Source organism: Pseudomonas sp. PDM03 (assembly GCF_014852385.1).
Classification (GTDB): domain Bacteria; phylum Pseudomonadota; class Gammaproteobacteria; order Pseudomonadales; family Pseudomonadaceae; genus Aquipseudomonas; species Aquipseudomonas migulae.
In genome coordinates, this window is the sequence record NZ_JACVBM010000003.1 from 199,610 (window position 1) to 218,755 (window position 19,146).

14 protein-coding genes are annotated in these 19,146 nt (G+C 60.5%); 7 read left to right on the forward strand and 7 right to left on the reverse strand.

Going from position 1 to position 19,146, the window contains the following annotated elements; genetic code table 11:
• Positions 1-106: 106 nt before the first annotated feature.
• From prpD to IB254_RS07760, 6 genes are all read right to left on the reverse strand, one after another.
• Positions 107-1,591: a 2-methylcitrate dehydratase gene (gene prpD, locus IB254_RS07735; RefSeq protein WP_192416925.1), complete on the reverse strand. Its 1,485-nt coding sequence runs from the start codon at positions 1,589-1,591 to the stop codon at positions 107-109.
• A gap of 181 nt (positions 1,592-1,772) precedes the next feature.
• Positions 1,773-2,963, reverse strand: a complete 1,191-nt coding sequence (prpF, locus tag IB254_RS07740; RefSeq protein WP_192416926.1) for a 2-methylaconitate cis-trans isomerase PrpF — start codon at positions 2,961-2,963, stop codon at positions 1,773-1,775.
• A 56-nt stretch (positions 2,964-3,019) separates the two neighbouring features.
• Positions 3,020-5,617 carry a Fe/S-dependent 2-methylisocitrate dehydratase AcnD gene (gene acnD, locus IB254_RS07745; protein WP_192416927.1) on the reverse strand — a complete coding sequence of 866 codons (2,598 nt, stop codon included), beginning with the start codon at positions 5,615-5,617 and terminating at the stop codon, positions 3,020-3,022.
• A gap of 201 nt (positions 5,618-5,818) precedes the next feature.
• On the reverse strand, positions 5,819-6,946 hold the full coding sequence (gene prpC, locus IB254_RS07750; protein WP_008027431.1) for a 2-methylcitrate synthase: 1,128 nt from the start codon (positions 6,944-6,946) through the stop codon (positions 5,819-5,821).
• Positions 6,947-7,101: 155 nt separating this feature from the next.
• On the reverse strand, positions 7,102-7,992 hold the full coding sequence (gene prpB / locus IB254_RS07755; RefSeq protein ID WP_008027432.1) for a methylisocitrate lyase: 891 nt from the start codon (positions 7,990-7,992) through the stop codon (positions 7,102-7,104).
• Entirely contained in the window at positions 7,989-8,708 is a 720-nt protein-coding gene (locus tag IB254_RS07760) for a GntR family transcriptional regulator (protein ID WP_177318157.1), read from the reverse strand. The genes prpB and IB254_RS07760 overlap by 4 nt, the downstream gene beginning before the upstream one ends.
• A gap of 1,278 nt (positions 8,709-9,986) precedes the next feature.
• On the opposite strand from IB254_RS07760, the gene IB254_RS07765 reads away from it, so the two are divergent.
• From IB254_RS07765 to pabB, 4 genes are all read left to right on the forward strand, one after another.
• Positions 9,987-10,523, forward strand: coding sequence for an ATP-dependent zinc protease (locus IB254_RS07765; RefSeq protein WP_008042313.1), 537 nt, complete (start codon positions 9,987-9,989; stop codon positions 10,521-10,523).
• 5 nt (positions 10,524-10,528) lie between these two features.
• Positions 10,529-12,064, forward strand: a complete 1,536-nt coding sequence (locus tag IB254_RS07770; protein ID WP_008042311.1) for an inactive transglutaminase family protein — start codon at positions 10,529-10,531, stop codon at positions 12,062-12,064.
• On the forward strand, positions 12,064-13,050 hold the full coding sequence (locus IB254_RS07775) for an alpha-L-glutamate ligase-like protein (RefSeq protein WP_008027343.1): 987 nt from the start codon (positions 12,064-12,066) through the stop codon (positions 13,048-13,050). Before IB254_RS07770 ends, IB254_RS07775 begins: the two co-directional genes overlap by 1 nt.
• 213 nt (positions 13,051-13,263) lie before the next feature.
• Positions 13,264-14,601 (forward strand): aminodeoxychorismate synthase component I, encoded by a 1,338-nt coding sequence (gene pabB / locus IB254_RS07780; RefSeq protein WP_192416928.1) that lies wholly within the window; start codon positions 13,264-13,266, stop codon positions 14,599-14,601.
• Positions 14,602-14,702: 101 nt separating this feature from the next.
• On the opposite strand, the gene thrH is transcribed toward pabB, so the two are convergent.
• Positions 14,703-15,320 carry a bifunctional phosphoserine phosphatase/homoserine phosphotransferase ThrH gene (gene thrH / locus IB254_RS07785; protein WP_008027341.1) on the reverse strand — a complete coding sequence of 206 codons (618 nt, stop codon included), beginning with the start codon at positions 15,318-15,320 and terminating at the stop codon, positions 14,703-14,705.
• Between the two features lie 173 nt (positions 15,321-15,493).
• Here thrH and IB254_RS07790 point away from each other — a divergent pair, with 173 nt between their 5' ends.
• The 3 genes from IB254_RS07790 (at position 15,494) to IB254_RS07800 (ending at position 19,136) form a co-directional block, all read left to right on the forward strand.
• Entirely contained in the window at positions 15,494-16,234 is a 741-nt protein-coding gene (locus IB254_RS07790; protein ID WP_008042297.1) for a phosphoadenylyl-sulfate reductase, read from the forward strand.
• Positions 16,235-16,823: 589 nt separating this feature from the next.
• A complete protein-coding gene (locus IB254_RS07795) occupies positions 16,824-18,350 on the forward strand; it encodes an NCS1 family nucleobase:cation symporter-1 (protein WP_008042296.1) in 1,527 nt (508 codons plus the stop codon).
• Between the two features lie 57 nt (positions 18,351-18,407).
• Positions 18,408-19,136 carry an aspartate/glutamate racemase family protein gene (locus IB254_RS07800; RefSeq protein WP_192416929.1) on the forward strand — a complete coding sequence of 243 codons (729 nt, stop codon included), beginning with the start codon at positions 18,408-18,410 and terminating at the stop codon, positions 19,134-19,136.
• Positions 19,137-19,146 lie beyond the last annotated feature (10 nt).

Genomic DNA, 19,146 nt, shown 5'->3' on the forward strand with positions numbered 1-19,146 from the left:
GAGCCGGCTTGCTGGCGATCACAGACGCTGCGGTGTTTCAGGTAGACCGCGTAACGGCTATCGTCGGAACGCCGCCCGCAGCAAGCCGGCTCCTACAGGTGTGTAGTCAGATTACGAACAGGTCCATGAAGCGGTTCACCGGCGTGGCTTCAAGCGCTGCCTGATCCTTGCACAAGGCAAAAATCTCGGCACTGCGCTGGCCGGTGAAGCGTGTCGCCAGGTTGGCTTTGAACTTGTCTTCCAGCAACGGAATGCCGTCGGTGCGGCGCCGGCGATGGCCGATCGGGTATTCCACCACCACGTTCTCGGTGCTGGAGCCGTCCTTGAAAAACACCTGAATCGCATTGGCGATCGAGCGTTTGTCTGCCTCCAGGTATTCGCGGGTGAAGCGAGGGTCTTCGACGATGACCATTTTCTCGCGCAGCACATCGATGATCGGGTGCGCCGCGTGGAACTCGTCTTCGTATTGCTCGGCCACCAGATTGCCGAACGCCAGCGGCACGGCGGCCATGTATTGAAGGCAATGATCGCGGTCCGCCGCATTGGCCAGCGGGCCGACCTTGGAGATGATGCGGATCGCCGACTCATGGGTGGTGATGACGATTTTGTCGATTTCGTGCAGGCGATTCCGGACTTGCGGGTGCAGGGTGACGGCGGCTTCGCAGGCGGTTTGTGCGTGGAATTCGGCCGGGAAGCTGATCTTGAACAGCACATTTTCCATCACGTAACTGCCGTACGGGCGGGAGAAACTGAACACACGTTTGCCTTCAGGTTTGAGCGCCAGGTCGTTGTTGCTGTGGCTGAACAATACGTCGTAGAAACCCCACTGTTTGGCAGTCAGCACGCCGGGGATACCCATCTCGCCACGCATCGCGATGTCGGCCAGACGCACGCCCCGGCTGGAGGCATCGCCCGCTGCCCAGGATTTGCGCGACCCGGCATTCGGCGCATGCCGATACGTGCGCAACGCCTGACCATCGGCGAAAGCATGGGACAACGCCGACAGCAGCTGCTCGCGATTGGCGCCCATGAGTTTGGCGGTGACGGCGGTCGAGGCAACTTTCACCAGGATGACGTGATCGAGGCCTACACGGTTGAAGGAGTTTTCCAGCGCAATCACGCCTTGAATCTCATGGGCCATGATCATCGCTTCGAGTACGGCGCGAACGGTCAGCGGCGCATCGCCATTGGCCTGGCGCTTCTGCGACAGGTGATCGGCCACCGCAAGAATGCCCCCGAGGTTATCGGACGGATGGCCCCATTCGGCGGCGAGCCAGGTGTCGTTGTAGTCGAGCCAGCGCACGATGCAGCCGATGTCCCAGGCTGCTTTGACCGGGTCGAGACGGTAGCGGGTGCCCGGCACGCGAGCGCCGAACGGGACGACGGTGCCTTCGACAATCGGGCCAAGGTGCTTGGTGCATTCGGGGAAGCGCAGGGCCAGGAGGCCGCAGCCGAGGGTGTCGATCAGGCAGTTGCGGGCGGTGTCGAGGGCTTCTCTGGATTCGATCTTGAAGTTGAGGACGTAGTCGGCAATGTCCTGCAGGACCGTGTCGTAGTCGGGGCGGTTGTTCAGGTCGACGTTGGTGCTCATGTTCGATTCACTCGTAAAGTGGTTCGTTGATGGGACCTCGGTTCAGGTAAATCACATTCTTATAATTGAAATGCGGTCCCTGTAGGAGCCGGCTTGCTGGCGATTCAGACGACTCGGTATGTCAGGCAGACCGCGTTGACAGGATCGCCAGCAAGCCGGCTCCTACAGGGGTTGTGTGGGGTTAGAAGGCATCGCCAGGTATGCGCACGAAGCCTTCCATCAACACCCGCGCACTGCGGCTCATGATGGCTTTGTTGACGGTCCACTCGCCGTTCACCTGGCTGGCTTCAGCACCCACACGCAAAGTGCCGGACGGATGACCGAAGCGTACGGCGTTGCGTTCGATACCACCCGCCGCGAGGTTTACCAACGTGCCGGAAATGGCGGCAGCAGTGCCGATAGCCACCGCAGCAGTCCCCATCATCGCGTGGTGCAACTTGCCCATCGACAACGCACGCACCAGCAAGTCGACGTCACCCGCAGCAATCGCTTTACCGCTGGAGGCAACGTAATCCGCCGGTTTGGCCACGAAGGCAACCTTGGGCGTGTGCTGACGCTTGGCCGCTTCGTCCAGCGACTTGATCAGCCCCATGCGCAACGCGCCATACGCACGAATGGTCTCGAACATCGCCAGCGCTTTCGGATCACCGTTGATGGCGCGCTGCAACTCGGTGCCGGTGTAACCGATGTCTTCGGCATTGACGAAGATGGTCGGAATGCCCGCATTGATCATGGTCGCCTTGAAGGTCCCGACGCCGGGCACTTCGAGGTCATCCACCAGGTTGCCGGTCGGAAACATCGAACCACCGCCGCCCTCTTCTTCTGCCGCCGGGTCCATGAATTCGACCTGCACTTCGGCCGCCGGAAAGGTCACGCCGTCGAGTTCGAAATCACCGGTTTCCTGTACTTCACCGTTGGTGATCGGCACGTGGGCGATGATGGTCTTGCCAATATTGGCCTGCCACACGCGCACCACCGCCACACCGTTGTGTGGAATGCGGCTGGCATCGACCAGACCGTTGCTGATGGCGAACGAACCGACCGCTGCGGACAGGTTGCCGCAGTTGCCGCTCCAGTCGACGAAAGGTTTGTCGATGGATACCTGACCGAACAGGTAATCGACATCGTGATCAGCCTTGATGCTTTTCGACAAGATCACGGTTTTGCTGGTGCTGGAGGTCGCGCCACCCATGCCGTCGATTTGCTTGTCGTACGGGTCGGGACTGCCGATCACCCGCAACAACAAGGCATCGCGCGCCGGGCCTGGAACCTGCGCCGCTTCGGGCAAGTCTTTCAGGCTGAAAAACACGCCTTTGCTGGTGCCGCCACGCATGTAGGTGGCGGGGATTTTGATTTGAGGTGCGTGAACCATTGGTGCTCCTTCAAAGCGGACACGGAATCTGAAACTCCGTGCCCGCACAGCGTGTTTTAGACGGCGACGGCCGATTCTTCGAGGAAGTCCTGGGCGAAGCGTTGCAGCACGCCACCGGCCTCGTAGATCGACACCTCTTCGGCGGTGTCGAGACGGCAGGTGACTGGCACCTCGACGCGCTCACCGTTCTTGCGATGGATCACCAGTGTCAGCTCGGCACGCGGCGTACGCTCACCGATCACGTCGTAGGTTTCGCTGCCGTCGATGGCCAGGGTGTGACGGTTGGTGCCCGGCTTGAACTCCAGCGGCAACACGCCCATGCCCACCAGGTTGGTGCGGTGGATGCGCTCGAAACCTTCGGCGGCAATCGCTTCCACACCGGCCAGACGCACGCCTTTGGCCGCCCAGTCGCGGGACGAACCCTGACCGTAGTCGGCACCGGCAATGATGATCAGCGGCTGCTTGCGCTCCATGTAGGTTTCGATGGCTTCCCACATGCGCATGACCTTGCCTTCCGGCTCGACGCGGGCCAGCGAACCCTGCTTGACCTTGCCGTTTTCCTGGACCATTTCGTTGAACAGTTTCGGGTTGGCGAAGGTGGCGCGTTGCGCGGTCAGGTGGTCACCGCGGTGCGTGGCGTAGGAGTTGAAGTCCTCTTCCGGCAAGCCCATTTTCGCCAGGTATTCGCCGGCGGCGCTGTCGAGCATGATCGCGTTCGACGGCGACAGGTGATCGGTGGTGATGTTGTCCGGCAGCACCGCCAGCGGGCGCATGCCCTTGAGCGGACGCGCGCCGGCCAGCGCACCTTCCCAGTACGGCGGACGGCGGATGTAGGTGCTCATCTCGCGCCAGTCGTACAGCGGTGCCACTTTCGGGCCGGTGTCTTCGTGGATGGCGAACATCGGAATGTAGACCTGACGGAACTGCTCCGGCTTCACCGACGCTTTCACCACCGCATCGATTTCTTCATCGCTTGGCCAGATGTCTTTCAGGCGGATTTCCTTGCCGTTCGCATCCAGGCCCAGCACATCTTTTTCGATGTCGAAACGGATGGTGCCGGCGATGGCGTACGCGACTACCAACGGCGGCGAAGCGAGGAATGCTTGCTTGGCGTACGGGTGAATCCGGCCGTCGAAGTTGCGGTTGCCGGAGAGCACGGCCGTGGCGTACAGGTCGCGGTCGATGATCTCTTGCTGGATCATCGGGTCGAGCGCACCGGACATGCCGTTGCAGGTGGTGCAAGCGAAAGCTACGACGCCGAAACCGAGTTGTTCCAGCTCGTCAGTCAGGCCCGCTTCATCGAGGTACAAGGCCACGGTTTTCGAGCCCGGTGCCAGGGACGATTTGACCCACGGTTTGCGGGTCAACCCGAGCTTGTTGGCGTTGCGCGCCAGCAGGCCGGCAGCGATCACGTTGCGCGGGTTGCTGGTGTTGGTGCAGCTGGTGATGGCGGCGATGATCACCGCGCCGTCCGGCATCTGGCCGGGCACATCGTCCCACTGGCCGGAGATACCTTGAGCCGCCAGATCGGAGGTGGCGACGCGGGCGTGCGGGTTGCTCGGGCCGGCCATGTTGCGCACCACCGAGGACAGGTTGAAGGTCAAGCCGCGCTCATATTGCGCGCCCTTCAGGTTGTCGGCCCACAGGCCCGTGGTCTTGGCGTAGTTCTCGACCAACTGCACCTGCTCGTCTTCGCGGCCAGTGAGTTTCAGGTAGTCGATGGTCTGCTGGTCGATGTAGAACATCGCCGCCGTGGCGCCGTATTCCGGGGCCATGTTGGAGATGGTTGCGCGGTCGCCGAGGGTCAGCGCGGAAGCGCCTTCGCCGAAGAATTCCAGCCACGCGCCGACGACTTTTTGCTTGCGCAGGAACTCGGTCAGCGCCAGCACCATGTCGGTGGCGGTGATGCCTGGTTGCAGCTTGCCGGTCAGTTCGACGCCGACGCTTTCCGGCAGGCGCATCCACGATGCGCGGCCGAGCATCACGCTTTCCGCTTCGAGGCCACCGACGCCGATGGCGATCACGCCCAGCGCATCGACGTGCGGGGTATGGCTGTCAGTGCCGACGCAGGTGTCGGGGAACGCGACGCCGTCACGCACCTGAATCACCGGAGACATTTTCTCCAGGTTGATCTGGTGCATGATCCCGTTGCCCGGTGGGATCACGTCAACGTTCTTGAAGGCCTTCTTGGTCCAATTGATGAAGTGAAAACGGTCTTCGTTGCGACGGTCTTCGATGGCGCGGTTCTTCTCGAACGCCTGTGGATCGAAGCCACCGCGCTCGACGGCCAGCGAGTGATCGACGATCAATTGCGTCGGCACCACCGGGTTCACTTGCGCCGGGTCGCCACCTTGTAAAGCGATGGCGTCACGCAGGCCGGCGAGGTCGACCAATGCGGTCTGGCCGAGGATGTCGTGGCACACCACGCGAGCCGGGAACCATGGGAAATCGAGGTCGCGTTTGCGCTCGATGAATTGCTTCAGGGATTCGGTGAGCGTGGCCGGGTCGCAGCGACGCACCAGGTTTTCCGCCAGCACGCGGGAGGTGTACGGCAGAGTGTCGTAGGCGCCGGGCTGGATGGCTTCGACTGCCGCACGGACGTCGAAATAATCCAGATGGCTGCCGGGCAGCGGTTTACGGAATTCAGTGTTCATCGTCAGGACTCGGTCACGGTAATAACAAAAGGCGGGGCGGCACCAGTTTCAAAATCAACACAATCCACTGTGGGAGCGGGCCTGCTCGCGATGACTGAGTCATATCCGACATTGATGCCGATTGACCCACCGCTATCGCGAGCAGGCTCACTCCCACAGGGATCTGAGTTGAATTCAGATCCCGGTGCTGGCCCCCACCATTCAGCGTTGTTCGATTGGCACGAACTTGCGCTGTTCGACGCCGGTGTATTCGGCGCTCGGGCGGATGATGCGGTTGTTGGCACGCTGTTCGAACACATGCGCCGCCCAGCCGGTCAGGCGCGAGCAGACGAAAATCGGCGTGAACAACTTGGTCGGGATGCCCATGAAGTGGTACGTCGACGCATGGTAGAAATCGGCGTTGGGGAACAGTTTCTTCTGCTCCCACATGGTTTTGTCGATGGCTTCGGAAACCGGGAACAAGACAGTGTCACCCACCTCTTCAGCGAGTTTTTTCGACCAACCCTTGATCACCTCGTTGCGCGGATCGTTGTCCTTATAGATCGCGTGGCCGAAGCCCATGATCTTGTCCTTGCGCTCGAGCATGCCGAGGGTGCCTTTGATCGCCTCTTCCGGCGATTTGAAGCGCTCGATCATTTCCATCGCCGCTTCGTTGGCGCCGCCGTGCAGCGGACCGCGCAGGGAACCGATGGCGGCGGTGATGCAGGAGAACAGGTCGGACAGGGTCGATGCACACACCCGAGCGGTGAAGGTCGAGGCGTTGAATTCGTGTTCCGCGTAGAGGATCAGCGAAACGTTCATCACTTTGACGTGCAGCTCGCTCGGTTTCTTGTCATGCAGCAGGTGCAGGAAGTGGCCGCCGATGGAGGGCTCGTCGCTCACGCAACTGATGCGTTTGCCGTCGTGACTGAAGCGATACCAGTAGCACATGATCGCCGGGAACGCGGCCAGCAGGCGGTCGGTTTTGTCATGCTGCTCGGAGAAATCCTTCTCCGGCTCGATGTTGCCCAGGAACGAGCAACCGGTGCGCATCACGTCCATCGGGTGGGCGTCGGCGGGGATGCGTTCCAGCACTTCTTTCAGCGCTTGCGGCAGGTCGCGCAGCTTGCCGAGTTTGCTTACGTAAGCGGCGAGTTGCGCCTGGGTCGGCAGTTCGCCGTACAGCAGCAGGTAGGCCACTTCTTCGAATTGGGCGTCAGCCGCCAGTTCGCGAACGTCGTAGCCGCGATAGGTCAGGCCTGCGCCCGACTGGCCCACGGTGGACAGTGCGGTTTGCCCGGCAACCTGGCCACGGAGCCCGGCGCCACTGAGTACTTTTGCTTCGGCCATTGCTGTCTCCAATCTTGAATTTATTAGGGAAACCTGTAGGAGCGAGCCTGCTCGCGATGCAAGCTCTGACACCACGGTGTGTCAGGAGCCCCGCGTTATCGTTGGCGCCCATCGCGAGCAGGCTCGCTCCTACATTTACAGGTACAGGGTGTTCATTACTTCTTCGCGGCGAACAACGCATCGAGCTTCTGCTCGAACGTGTGGTAGTCGATGCGATCGTAAAGCTCCATGCGCGTCTGCATGGTGTCGATCACGTTCTGTTGCGTACCGTCGCGGCGGATCGCGGTGTAGACGTTTTCCGCGGCCTTGTTCATGGCGCGGAACGCGGACAATGGGTATAGCACCAGCGACACATCGGCACCGGCCAACTGCTCGGTGGTGTACAGCGGCGTCGCGCCGAATTCGGTGATGTTGGCCAGGATCGGCGCTTTCACACGGCTGGCGAACAGCTTGTACATCTCCAGCTCGGTGATGGCTTCCGGGAAGATCATGTCGGCGCCGGCCTCGATGCACGCTGCAGCGCGATCCAGTGCGGATTCCAGGCCTTCAACGGCCAGGGCGTCGGTGCGAGCCATGATCACGAAGCTGTCATCGGTGCGCGCATCAACAGCGGCCTTGATGCGGTCGACCATTTCCTGCTGCGAGACGATTTCTTTATTAGGGCGGTGACCGCAGCGCTTGGCGCCAACCTGGTCTTCGATGTGAATCGCCGCCGCGCCAAACTTGATCATCGACTTGACGGTACGGGCGACGTTGAACGCCGAGGAACCGAAACCGGTGTCCACGTCCACCAGCAGCGGCAGGTCGCAGACGTCGGTGATGCGGCGTACGTCGGTCAGCACGTCGTCCAGGCCGGTGATGCCCAGGTCCGGCACGCCGAGGGAGCCGGCAGCGACGCCGCCGCCCGACAGGTAAATAGCCTTGAAACCGGCGCGCTTGGCCAGCAACGCGTGGTTGGCGTTGATCGCGCCGACCACTTGCAGCGGATGTTCGCTGGCGACCGCATCGCGGAAACGCTGGCCTGGAGTGCTCTTGTTGGAACTCATGACTCACCTCGTTCAGTGGCTGTCGGGTTAGCGCCGTCCTGGTAGTGACGGGCGATATTGCGTTTGGAGGCGCCGATGTGACGGCGCATCAACAACTCGGCCAGTTCACCGTCACGGTCGGCGATGGCATCGAGAATCCGGTGGTGCTCGGCAAAGGCCTGGCGCGGGCGATTGGGCGTGGTGGAAAACTGGATGCGGTACATGCGCACCAGTTGATAAAGCTCGCCGCAGAGCATCTGCGTCAGGGTGCGGTTGCCGCTGCCCTGGATGATTCGGTAGTGGAAGTCGAAATCGCCTTCCTGCTGGTAGTAGCCGACACCGGCCTGAAACGCGGCGTCGCGCTCGTGGGTTTCGAGGACCCGGCGCAGTTCGTCGATTTCTTCGACGGTCATGCGTTCGGCGGCCAGGCGACAGGCCATGCCTTCGAGGGATTCGCGGATTTCGTAGAGTTCCAGCAGCTCGGCATGGCTCAGGGAAACCACTCGTGCGCCGACGTGCGGCACGCGAACCAGCAGGCGCTGGCCTTCCAGACGGTGGATCGCTTCGCGCAGCGGGCCGCGGCTGATGCCGTAGGTGCGCGCCAGTTCCGGTTCGGAGATCTTGCTGCCAGGGGCGATCTCGCCTTTGACGATGGCCGCCTGAATGCGCCGGAAGACGTTCTCGGAAAGTGTTTCCGAATCGTCTTGGGCTATGACTGGGGGATCGAGTTGATCCAGCATATTGTCGACACCTTGTAAGCTGATGCGGCAAAAACTAGCGAATAGCGGGGTAATAGTCAAAGGATAAATGGGTATTGTCGACAATCGTCTAATAACCTATCTGCTTTTTGTAGGAGCGAAGCTTGCTCGCGAAGGCTTTGTGTCAGGCGGTTGGTTTTTTGGGGGTGTACATATCCGTTTCTTCGGTAACGGCGGCTAATGGTTTCGCTTTTACAGCGAGTCACTTTCGAAAAGCCCCAAAGTAACCAAAGGGCTCTTGCCCCTTTCGTTCGGTACCTCGCTAATGCTCGGCATGCCCTCGCTCCGGTCCTGCTCCGTGGGCCCGCCGCCATCGGCCATCCATGGCCGGGGGTGGCTAACCCGGCATCCTTGCCGGGTTGCCCACTGCGCAGAACCTGCGCTCGGCCTCTCGAGGGGGCGCTCAGATCAAAAGCTGAAGGCGAGCTAACGCTCGGCCTGATGAGTGGTGAAAAAGCGAAAGCAAACGCGATTACCTGTAGGAGCGAGGCTTGCCCGCGAAAAACGTCTGGGCGACGCGTTCATTCAGACAGCCCGCGTTATCGTTGGCGTCCATCGCCGGTAAGCCAGCTCCTACAATTTCAAACCGTGTGAACCCAATCCCGTGTAGGAGCCGGCTTGCTGCGGGCGGCGTTCCGACGATAGCGGTGTATCAGTCGACGCATTTATCGCCTGAACAGACGCCATCGCCAGCAAGCCGGCTCCTACACGGGATCGGTGTACATATCCGGAATAAGTGGCCGCAGCAGTGAAACAGAACGCGTACGCAAAATGAGCCAGGTCGGCTTTCAGGCCGCCTCGGCGGCTGTGGCGGTAGTCGCCCCCTCGAGAGGCCGAGTGGAGGTTCTGCGCAGTGGGCAACCCGGCATGGATGCCGGGTTAGCCGCCCCCGGCCATGGATGGCCGATGGCGGCGGGCCCACGGAGCAGGACCGGAGCGAGGGCATGCCGAGCCTTAGCGAGGCACCGAACGAAAGGGGCAAGAGCCCTTGGTTACTTGGGGCTTTTCCAAGTGACTCGCCGTAAGGGCGAAACCAATCCCCGCCATCACCCAAATAACGGATATCCCCCCCATCACCCAAACACCAAACCCAAGGCCCCAGCGCTGGCGCCATAAAACCACCGTGCTAGAATGCCGCCCGCATTTGTTTGTGACATCTGCACGAACTGTCACAAATAGTTGATAGGCATACGAGGGAGCTTGCGCAGCGATGCCAGGGCCTTGAATCGAAACACGGACCGCTGCGCACCAGGATTTATGAGACTCAAGCCCTTCCCCACCTTCCTTTATCTGCTTTGCCTGCCCGGTGTCGCCGCGGCGGGGGAAAAAACCGTGTACGGCCTCAACGAGTACGCCTCGCTGGACGGCATCAATCTGGAAGTCGCGGCCAAACTCGACACCGGGGCGAAAACCGCCTCCCTGAGTGCCCGCGACATCAAACGCTTCAAACGCAATGGCGAGTCCTGGGTGCGCTTCTATCTGGCGATCGACGCAGCGCACTCGCACCCGATCGAACGACCACTGGCCCGCGTCAGCAAGATCAAGCGTCGTGCCGGCGACTACGATCCGGAAGAAGGCAAGAAGTACACCGCCCGTCCGGTGATCGAGCTGGATATCTGCATGGGCTCGGCGTTACGCAGTATCGAAGTGAACCTTACCGACCGCAGCGCTTTCCAATACCCGCTCCTGATCGGCTCCGAAGCGCTCAAGCGCTTTGATGCGCTGGTCGACCCCAGTCTTAAATACGCTGCTGGCAAACCCGCCTGCGCCACCGACGCTCATACCGCAGAGTAATTCCAATGCGCTCTCTTACCCTCCATCTGAAAATGCTGATCGCCATCCTGGTGGTGCTGGGCATTTCAGTTACGGCCTATCAGATCTTCGTGCTCGGCATTCCCGTGACCGAAGACGCCACCGACGACTTGTGGAACATCGACGCCAAGGTCGAGTTCGTCGCCAGTGCCAAAGACCCGGTCAAGATCCAGATGTTCGTGCCACCGCTGAGCCGTGATTTCGTCAGCCTCAACGAAAGCTTCATCTCCAATAATTATGGCGTGGCCGTGAACCGTATCGACGGCAACCGCAAGGTGACTTGGTCGGCACGTCGGGCCAAAGGCAACCAGACCCTTTATTACCGCCTGGTGCTGACCAAGCGCTACACCGGTGAAAAATCCAAGGTCAAAGGCCCGACCTTCCGCGACAGCATCGCCGTCGAAGGCGCGGAAAAAGTTGCCGCTGAAGCCTTGCTCGCGCCGATCCGCCAGCACTCGGCTGACGTCGAAACCTTCATCGGCGAAGCGATCAAGCGGGTCAACAACGTCAACGACGACAACGTGAAACTGTTGCTGGGCGGCGATCCGTCCAGCGGGCACAAGGCCAAAATCGTTGAACTGGTCCTGTCCATCGCCCACGTGCCGGTGGAAAAGGTCCACACCATCCGCCTCGTGGCCGACCAGCCGCAAACCCCGGAGCTCTGGCTGCGCAGCTTCAACGGCACCGACTGGCTGTACTTCAACCCGGAAACCGGCGAACAAGGCCTGCCGACCGACCGCCTGTTGTGGTGGACCGGCGACGAAAACCTGATCACCGTCGATGGCGGCAAGAAGGCCACTGTCACCTTCAGCATGAACAACAGCGAAATGAACGCCATTCGCCTGGCCAAGCTGACCGACGAAAACACCGACGCCAATTTCCTCGAATACTCGCTGTACGGCCTGCCGCTGCAAACCCAGCAGACTTTCATGATCATGGTGATGATCCCGATCGGCGTGCTGGTGATCCTGATCCTGCGCAACCTGATCGGCCTGCAGACCCTCGGCACCTTCACCCCGGTGCTGATCGCCCTCGCCTTCCGCGAAACCCAGCTCGGGTTTGGCATCGTGCTGTTCACCATCATCACCGCGCTGGGGCTGTCGCTGCGCTCCTACCTTGAACACCTGAAGCTGCAAATGCTGCCGAGGTTGTCGGTGGTGCTGACCTTCGTCGTGGTGCTGATCGCGGCGATCAGCCTGTTCAGCCACAAGCTGGGCCTGGAACGCGGGTTGTCCGTGGCGCTGTTCCCGATGGTGATTCTGACCATGACCATCGAACGCCTGTCGATCACCTGGGAAGAACGCGGCTCCGGGCATGCGATGAAAGTGGCCATCGGCACGTTGTTCGCTGCGTCCCTGGCGCACCTGATCATGAGCGTGCCGGAGCTGGTTTACTTCGTGTTCACCTTCCCGGCGATCCTGCTGATCCTGGTGGGCTTCATGCTGGCTATGGGCCGTTATCGCGGCTATCGCCTGACCGAACTGGTGCGTTTCAAGGCTTTCCTGAAGAAGGCTGACGCCTGATGTTCGGCTTCTGGAAGACCTGGAAAGCCCTGGAAGCCCGGGGCATCATGGGGATCAATCGGCGCAACGCGGACTACGTACTCAAGTACAACAAGCGCAGCCTGTACCCGATTGTCGATGACAAGATCATCACCAAGGAGCGCGCCATCGCCGCCGGCATTCATGTGCCGGAACTGTATGGCGTGATTTCCACCGAGAAGGAAATCGACAACCTCGACGAAATCATCGGCGGGCGCAGCGATTTCGTGATCAAACCGGCCCAGGGCGCCGGTGGCGACGGCATCATTGTCATTGCCGACCGCTTCGAGGGGCGTTACCGCACGGTGTCCGGCAAGATCATCAGTCATGAGGAAATCGAGCACCATGTCTCCAGCATCCTCACCGGCCTGTATTCGCTGGGCGGCCACCGTGACCGTGCGCTGATCGAATACCGCGTGATCCCCGACCAGATCTTCAAAAGCATCAGCTACGAAGGCGTGCCGGACATTCGCATCATCGTGTTGATGGGCTATCCGGTCATGGCCATGTTGCGCTTGCCGACGCGCCAGTCCGGCGGCAAGGCCAACCTTCACCAGGGCGCCATCGGCGTCGGCGTCGACCTCGCCACTGGCCTGACCCTGCGCGGCACCTGGCTGAACAACATCATCGCCAAGCACCCGGACACCACCAACGCGGTGGACGGTGTGCAACTGCCCTACTGGGACGGCTTCATGAAACTCGCGGCCGGCTGTTACGAGCTGTGCGGACTGGGTTACATCGGGGTCGACATGGTGCTGGACCAGGAGAAAGGCCCGCTGATTCTTGAGCTGAATGCCCGGCCGGGGTTGAACATCCAGATCGCCAACGATTGCGGCCTGACGTTGCGCACCCATGCGGTCGAGGCACGGCTGGAAGAATTGAAAGCACGCGGGATTACCGAGACTGTCGAGGAACGCATGGCGTTTGTGCAGGAGATGTTCGGGCATATTCCTGCGGTTGAGGGTTGATCCGGGACCGAGTCGCGCCCATCGCGAGCAGGCTCGCTCCCCCAGGAGTATGCGATCCCATGTGGGAGCGAGCCTGCTCGCGATGGCTGACCGTCGGCCACCACAGCTCTTGACCCTGCCCCCAATCTGCCAATCCCCTACATCCCCTCTAGGAGCAATTCCCCGAGGGGACTACAATCGCCACCCCGCCTCGATGGCTGATCTGCCCCGCCCATGCTGACCTGTTCCGTACATCCGCTGCCCTATCGCGCCAACCCCGCCGAGTACTTCGCGGCGATCCGTCATGCCCCCGGCGCCGTGCTGCTCGACAGTGGCCGGCCAACGGCTGATCGCGGGCGTTATGACCTGCTCAGTGCCTGGCCATTGGAACAACTGGCGGTAATGCCTGACGAAAGCGGTGGCGATTTCCTGCAACGCCTTCGCGACAATCTGACACGACTCGGTGAGGCGACGCTGGCACCTGACCTGCCCTTCGCCGGTGGCCTGATCGGCTACCTGAGCTACGATTTCGGCCGCCATCTGGAAAACCTGCCGAGCCAGGCACAGGACGATCTGCAATTGCCGGATGCGCGTTTCGGGCTCTACGACTGGGCACTGATCAGCGATCACCAACGGATGACCAGTCAGCTGGTGTTCCACCCGTCGCTGATCGACAGCGAACGTCAACGCCTGATCACGCTGTTCAGTCATCCCGTGGCTGAAACGTTCGAATCGTTCAAGCTCAAGGCACCGATGAGCGCCGACCTGAGCGCTGATGACTATCGCCAGGCGATAGAACGTATTCAGCAATACATTCAGGCGGGCGACTGCTATCAGGTCAACTTTGCCCAACGCTTCCGCGCCGAGTGCCAAGGTGATCCGTGGGCCGCGTACTGCGCGTTGCGTGCGGCGTGCCCGACGCCATTCTCCGGTTTCCAGCGCCTGCCCGACGGTGGCGCGGTGCTGAGCCTGTCGCCGGAGCGCTTCGTCAAAGTCAGCGACCGCCACGTGGAGACCCGCCCGATCAAGGGCACTCGCCCTCGTGGCCAGAACGCAGCGGAAGATGCGGCGAACGCCGCCGAACTGATGGCCAGCCCCAAGGATCGCGCAGAAAACCTGATGATCGTCGACCTGCTGCGCAATGACCTTGGCCGTACGTGCCGCATTGGCTCGGTTCGGGTGCCGGAGTTGTTCAGTCTCGAAAGCTATCCGAATGTGCATCACCTGGTGAGCAGCGTGACCGGCGAACTGGCAGATGACCGGGATGCACTGGACCTGATCGCTGGCAGCTTCCCCGGCGGTTCGATTACCGGCGCGCCGAAGATTCGCGCGATGCAGATCATTGATGAACTGGAGCCGACCCGACGCGGTTTGTACTGCGGTTCGTTGCTGTATCTGGATGTGCGCGGCGAGATGGACAGTTCAATCGCGATTCGCAGCTTGCTGGTCAAGGATGGGCAGGTGTGTTGCTGGGGTGGTGGCGGGATCGTTGCGGATTCGCAGTGGCAGGCCGAGTATCAGGAGTCGATCACCAAGGTGAAGGTGTTGCTCGATACCCTGCAAAACCTTTGAAAGCTTCGCGGGCAAGTCGGATCGCCGCCCGCTCGCTCCTACAGGTGATCACCGGTCGCTGTAGGAGCGAGGCTTGCCCGCGAAGGCGTCCTAGAAAACGCCTACAAACTCAACGCCCGATTCGAAGCCTTGATGAACTCCTGCTTCAAATCCTCAAACGTATGCACCGCAGGGAATTGCGGGAACTCGCGAATCACGTTATCCGGCGCATGGAACAGAATCCCCGCATCCGCCTCGCCCAGCATCGTGGTGTCGTTGTAGGAATCCCCCGCCGCAATCACCCGATAATAAAGACTCTTGAACGCCAGAACCGACTGACGTTTCGGATCTTTCTGACGTAACTGATAGCTGGTCACCCGCCCGGCATCGTCGGTAATCAGACGATGGCAGAGCAAGGTAGGGAAACCCAGTTGGCGCATCAGCGGTTGGGAGAACTCGTAGAACGTGTCCGACAGAATCACCACCTGAAAGCGCTCACGCAGCCAGTTGACGAACTCGATGGCGCCGTCCAGCGGCTTGAGCGTGGCGATCACTTCCTGGATGTCGGTGAGTTTCAGGCCATGCTCATCGAGAATCCGCAGGCGCTGCTTCATCAGCACGTCGTAGTCGGGAATATCCCGAGTGGTGGCCCTGAGGGATTCGATTCCGGTTTTTTCGGCGAAGGCGATCCAGATTTCCGGGACCAGCACACCTTCAAGATCCAGACAGGCAATTTCCACAAGACACTCCCATTTGTATTGATTATTGAGTCGAGCGAGCAAAAGGACTGCCGAACTCTAGCGACTCGCACTGACCTGCGCAACGCAGAGGGCGCGCCAGTGGTTGCAGGATTTTGTTACCATCAAGGCCATATAGAGCGCCCAGCGCCACCGACCTGTAGGAAGCCGCCCTGATGAGCCCATCGTTCGATGTCGTGGAACTCGCCACGACCTATGCCAACAAATCCGCCCAGGACATCCTGAAACTCGCGTTTGCCGAGTTCGGCGATGACCTGTGGATATCTTTCAGCGGCGCCGAAGACGTGGTGCTGGTAGACATGGCCTGGAAGCTGAACAAGAACGTCAAAGTGTTCAGCCTCGACACCGGCCGCCTGCACCCCGAGACCTACCGCTTCATCGATCAAGTGCGCGAGCACTACAAGATCGACATCGAGCTAGTGTCGCCGGACTACACGAAACTCGAACCGTTCGTGAAGGAAAAAGGCCTGTTCAGTTTCTACAAGGACGGCCATGGCGAGTGCTGCGGTATCCGCAAGATCGAGCCGCTGCGCCGTAAACTCTCGGGCGTGACCGCCTGGGCCACCGGCCAGCGTCGGGACCAGAGCCCTGGCACCCGCAGCGCCGTTGCGGTGCTGGAAATCGACACCGCCTTCTCCACCCCGGAACGCACCCTGTACAAATTCAATCCGTTGGCGCAAATGACCAGCGAAGAGATCTGGGGCTACATCCGCATGCTCGAGCTGCCGTACAACAGCCTGCATGAACGCGGCTTCATCAGTATCGGCTGCGAACCGTGCACCCGCCCGGTGCTGCCGAACCAGCACGAGCGTGAAGGTCGCTGGTGGTGGGAAGAAGCGACGCAGAAAGAATGCGGGTTGCATGCGGGGAATATCATCAGCAAGTCAAAAGCCTGATCCCATACAGGCCTGACGAATTCCCTGTAGGAGCCGGCTTGCTGCGGGCGGCGTTCCGACGATGGCGGCGTACCAGTCAAAACCTCCATCGACTGACACACTGCTATCGCCAGCAAGCCGGCTCCTACAGGTTTTCGTGACCGGTCCAGTAAATGTGTACACACGAATGTCACCTTAGGTGCCATTTATGTGTGCACTTTTCGTTTCTGCGCCCTGAAAAGTTACATTCATCCCGCCTGACACTCCCTCGTTCACACCTCCGCGAATCCCGCTGAAAAATAAATACCTGTTCAATCGGTCAATTTATATCGTCTTGATTTCAGTTACTTACCAATTACAGATAACAAAACGAAATTACCGGTGAATTTTATAGATCGCTGACTGGCATGGATCTGGCTTAAGTGCATACATGTTTTGTATACAATTACTTCAAAACATACACACACTTTAGATCCGCAAGCCTGAAGCGCCCTATCCCGTACAGGCTGCAGATGCCCCGTAACCAATGATGCTTGTTGTCCGCGACGAAGATTTGTCGAGCCCACGCTCATGCACAGTCATCGCGACGCCAAGCTCGGAGCCTGCCGGAATGCGTACTAGTCTCTCCAATAACAACATCGCGCTGGATCTGCCCTCCTCTTCCCCCGTTCAAACGTTTCAAGACCCCGTGGTGCTCAGCCCGCGCCTGCACAATAAAGACCTGGCACCGACCAAGGCCGAAGGCCGGCGCTGGGGCCGTTACAGCATTTTTGCCCTGTGGACCAACGACGTTCACAACATCGCCAACTACTCCTTCGCCATCGGACTGTATGCGTTAGGTCTGGGCGGCTGGCAGATTCTGTTGTCGCTCGGGATCGGCGCGGCGCTGGTGTATTGCTTCATGAACCTCTCCGGCTACATGGGCCAGAAAACCGGTGTGCCGTTTCCGGTCATCAGCCGGATCAGTTTCGGAATCCATGGGGCGCAAATTCCTGCATTGATCCGCGCCGTTATCGCCATCGCCTGGTTCGGCATTCAGACGTACCTCGCCTCGGTGGTGTTTCGCGTGCTGCTGACGGCGGTGCATCCGGGATTCGCCGACTACGACCACAACTCGATACTCGGTCTGTCGAGCCTGGGCTGGGTGTGTTTCGTCGCGATCTGGCTGGTACAACTGGCGATTCTTGCCTACGGCATGGAGATGGTGCGGCGCTATGAAGCGTTCGCCGGTCCGGTGATTCTGCTGACCGTCGCCGCCCTGGCCGCGTGGATGTACACCCAGGCCAACGCGACCATCGCGTGGTCGATCCGTGAGCCGCTCACTGGCGGCGAGATGTGGCGCAACATTTTTGCCGGTGGCGCGTTGTGGCTGGCGATCTACGGCACACTGATCCTCAACTTCTGCGACTTCGCCCGCTCTTCACCGTGCCGCAAGACGATCAAGGTCGGAAATTTCTGGGGCCTGCCGGTGAACATTCTGGTGTTCGCCGGCATCACCGTCCTGCTGTGCGGTGCGCAATTTCAAATCAACGGCCGAATCATCGAAAGCCCGACGGAAATCATCGCGTCGATCCCCAATACTTTCTTCCTGGTCCTCGGTTGCCTGGCCTTCCTGATCGTCACCGTGGCGGTGAACATCATGGCCAACTTCGTCGCCCCGGCCTTCGTGCTGAGCAACCTGGCACCGAAATACCTGACCTTCCGCCGCGCCGGGTTGATCAGCGCGACCATCGCCGTGCTGATCCTGCCGTGGAACCTCTACAACAGCCCGTTGGTGATCGTGTATTTCCTGTCCGGCCTCGGCGCCCTGCTCGGCCCGTTGTACGGCGTGATCATGGTCGACTACTGGCTTGTACGAAAAGGTCAGATCAACGTGCCGCAGTTGTACAGCGAAGATCCCGACGGCGCTTATTACTACAGCCGAGGCGTCAATTTACGTGCGGTGGCGGCGTTCATTCCTGCAGCGCTGATCGCCATCGTCCTGGCGCTGGTGCCGGGTTTCCATCTCGTATCGCCGTTCTCCTGGCTGATTGGTGCCGGGATTGCCGGGATGCTCTACCTGATCATCGCCAAGCGGCAGCCGCACTACGCGGATGTCAGCGGCGAAGCCATCGCGGTCGATAACGTCAGCCACTAACCCCATGACGGCCCGGCACCGTCGGGCCGCTGAACCACCCCGCCATAAGGACTTTCCATGCGAATTCTCGTGGTCAACGTCAACACCACCGAATCCATCACCCAGGCCATCGCCCGTTCGGCTCAAGCCGTGGCCGCGCCAGGCACCGAAATCATCGGCCTGACACCGCACTTCGGCGCCGACTCCATCGAAGGCAATTTCGAAAGCTACCTGGCTGCCATCGCCGTGATGGATCGAGTGATGTCCTACGATCAACCCTTCGATGCGGTGATTCAGGCCGGTTACGGCGAGCACGGTCGCGAAGGGTTGCAGGAACTGCTCAACGTACCGGTGGTGGACATCACCGACGCTGCCGCCAGCACGGCGATGTTCCTCGGTCATGCCTATTCGGTGGTCACTACGCTGGACCGTACCGTGCCGTTGATCGAGGATCGGCTGAAACTTTCAGGGCTGTGGGACCGTTGCGCATCCGTGCGGGCCAGTGGCCTGGCGGTGCTGGAGCTGGAATCCGATCCGCAACGGGCGCTTGAGGCGATTGTTCGTCAGGCAGAATTGGCGGTACTGGAGGACAAGGCTGAGGTGATTTGCCTCGGTTGCGGCGGGATGGCCGGGCTGGACGAGCAGATTCGTCAGCGCACCGGCGTGCCGGTCGTAGATGGCGTGACGGCGGCGGTGACGATTGCCGAGTCGCTGGTGCGATTGGGGTTGTCGACGTCGAAGGTGAGGACGTATGCGACGCCTCGGCCGAAGAAGATTGTGGGTTGGCCGGGGCGGTTTGGGCGGTAGACCGCGTTAT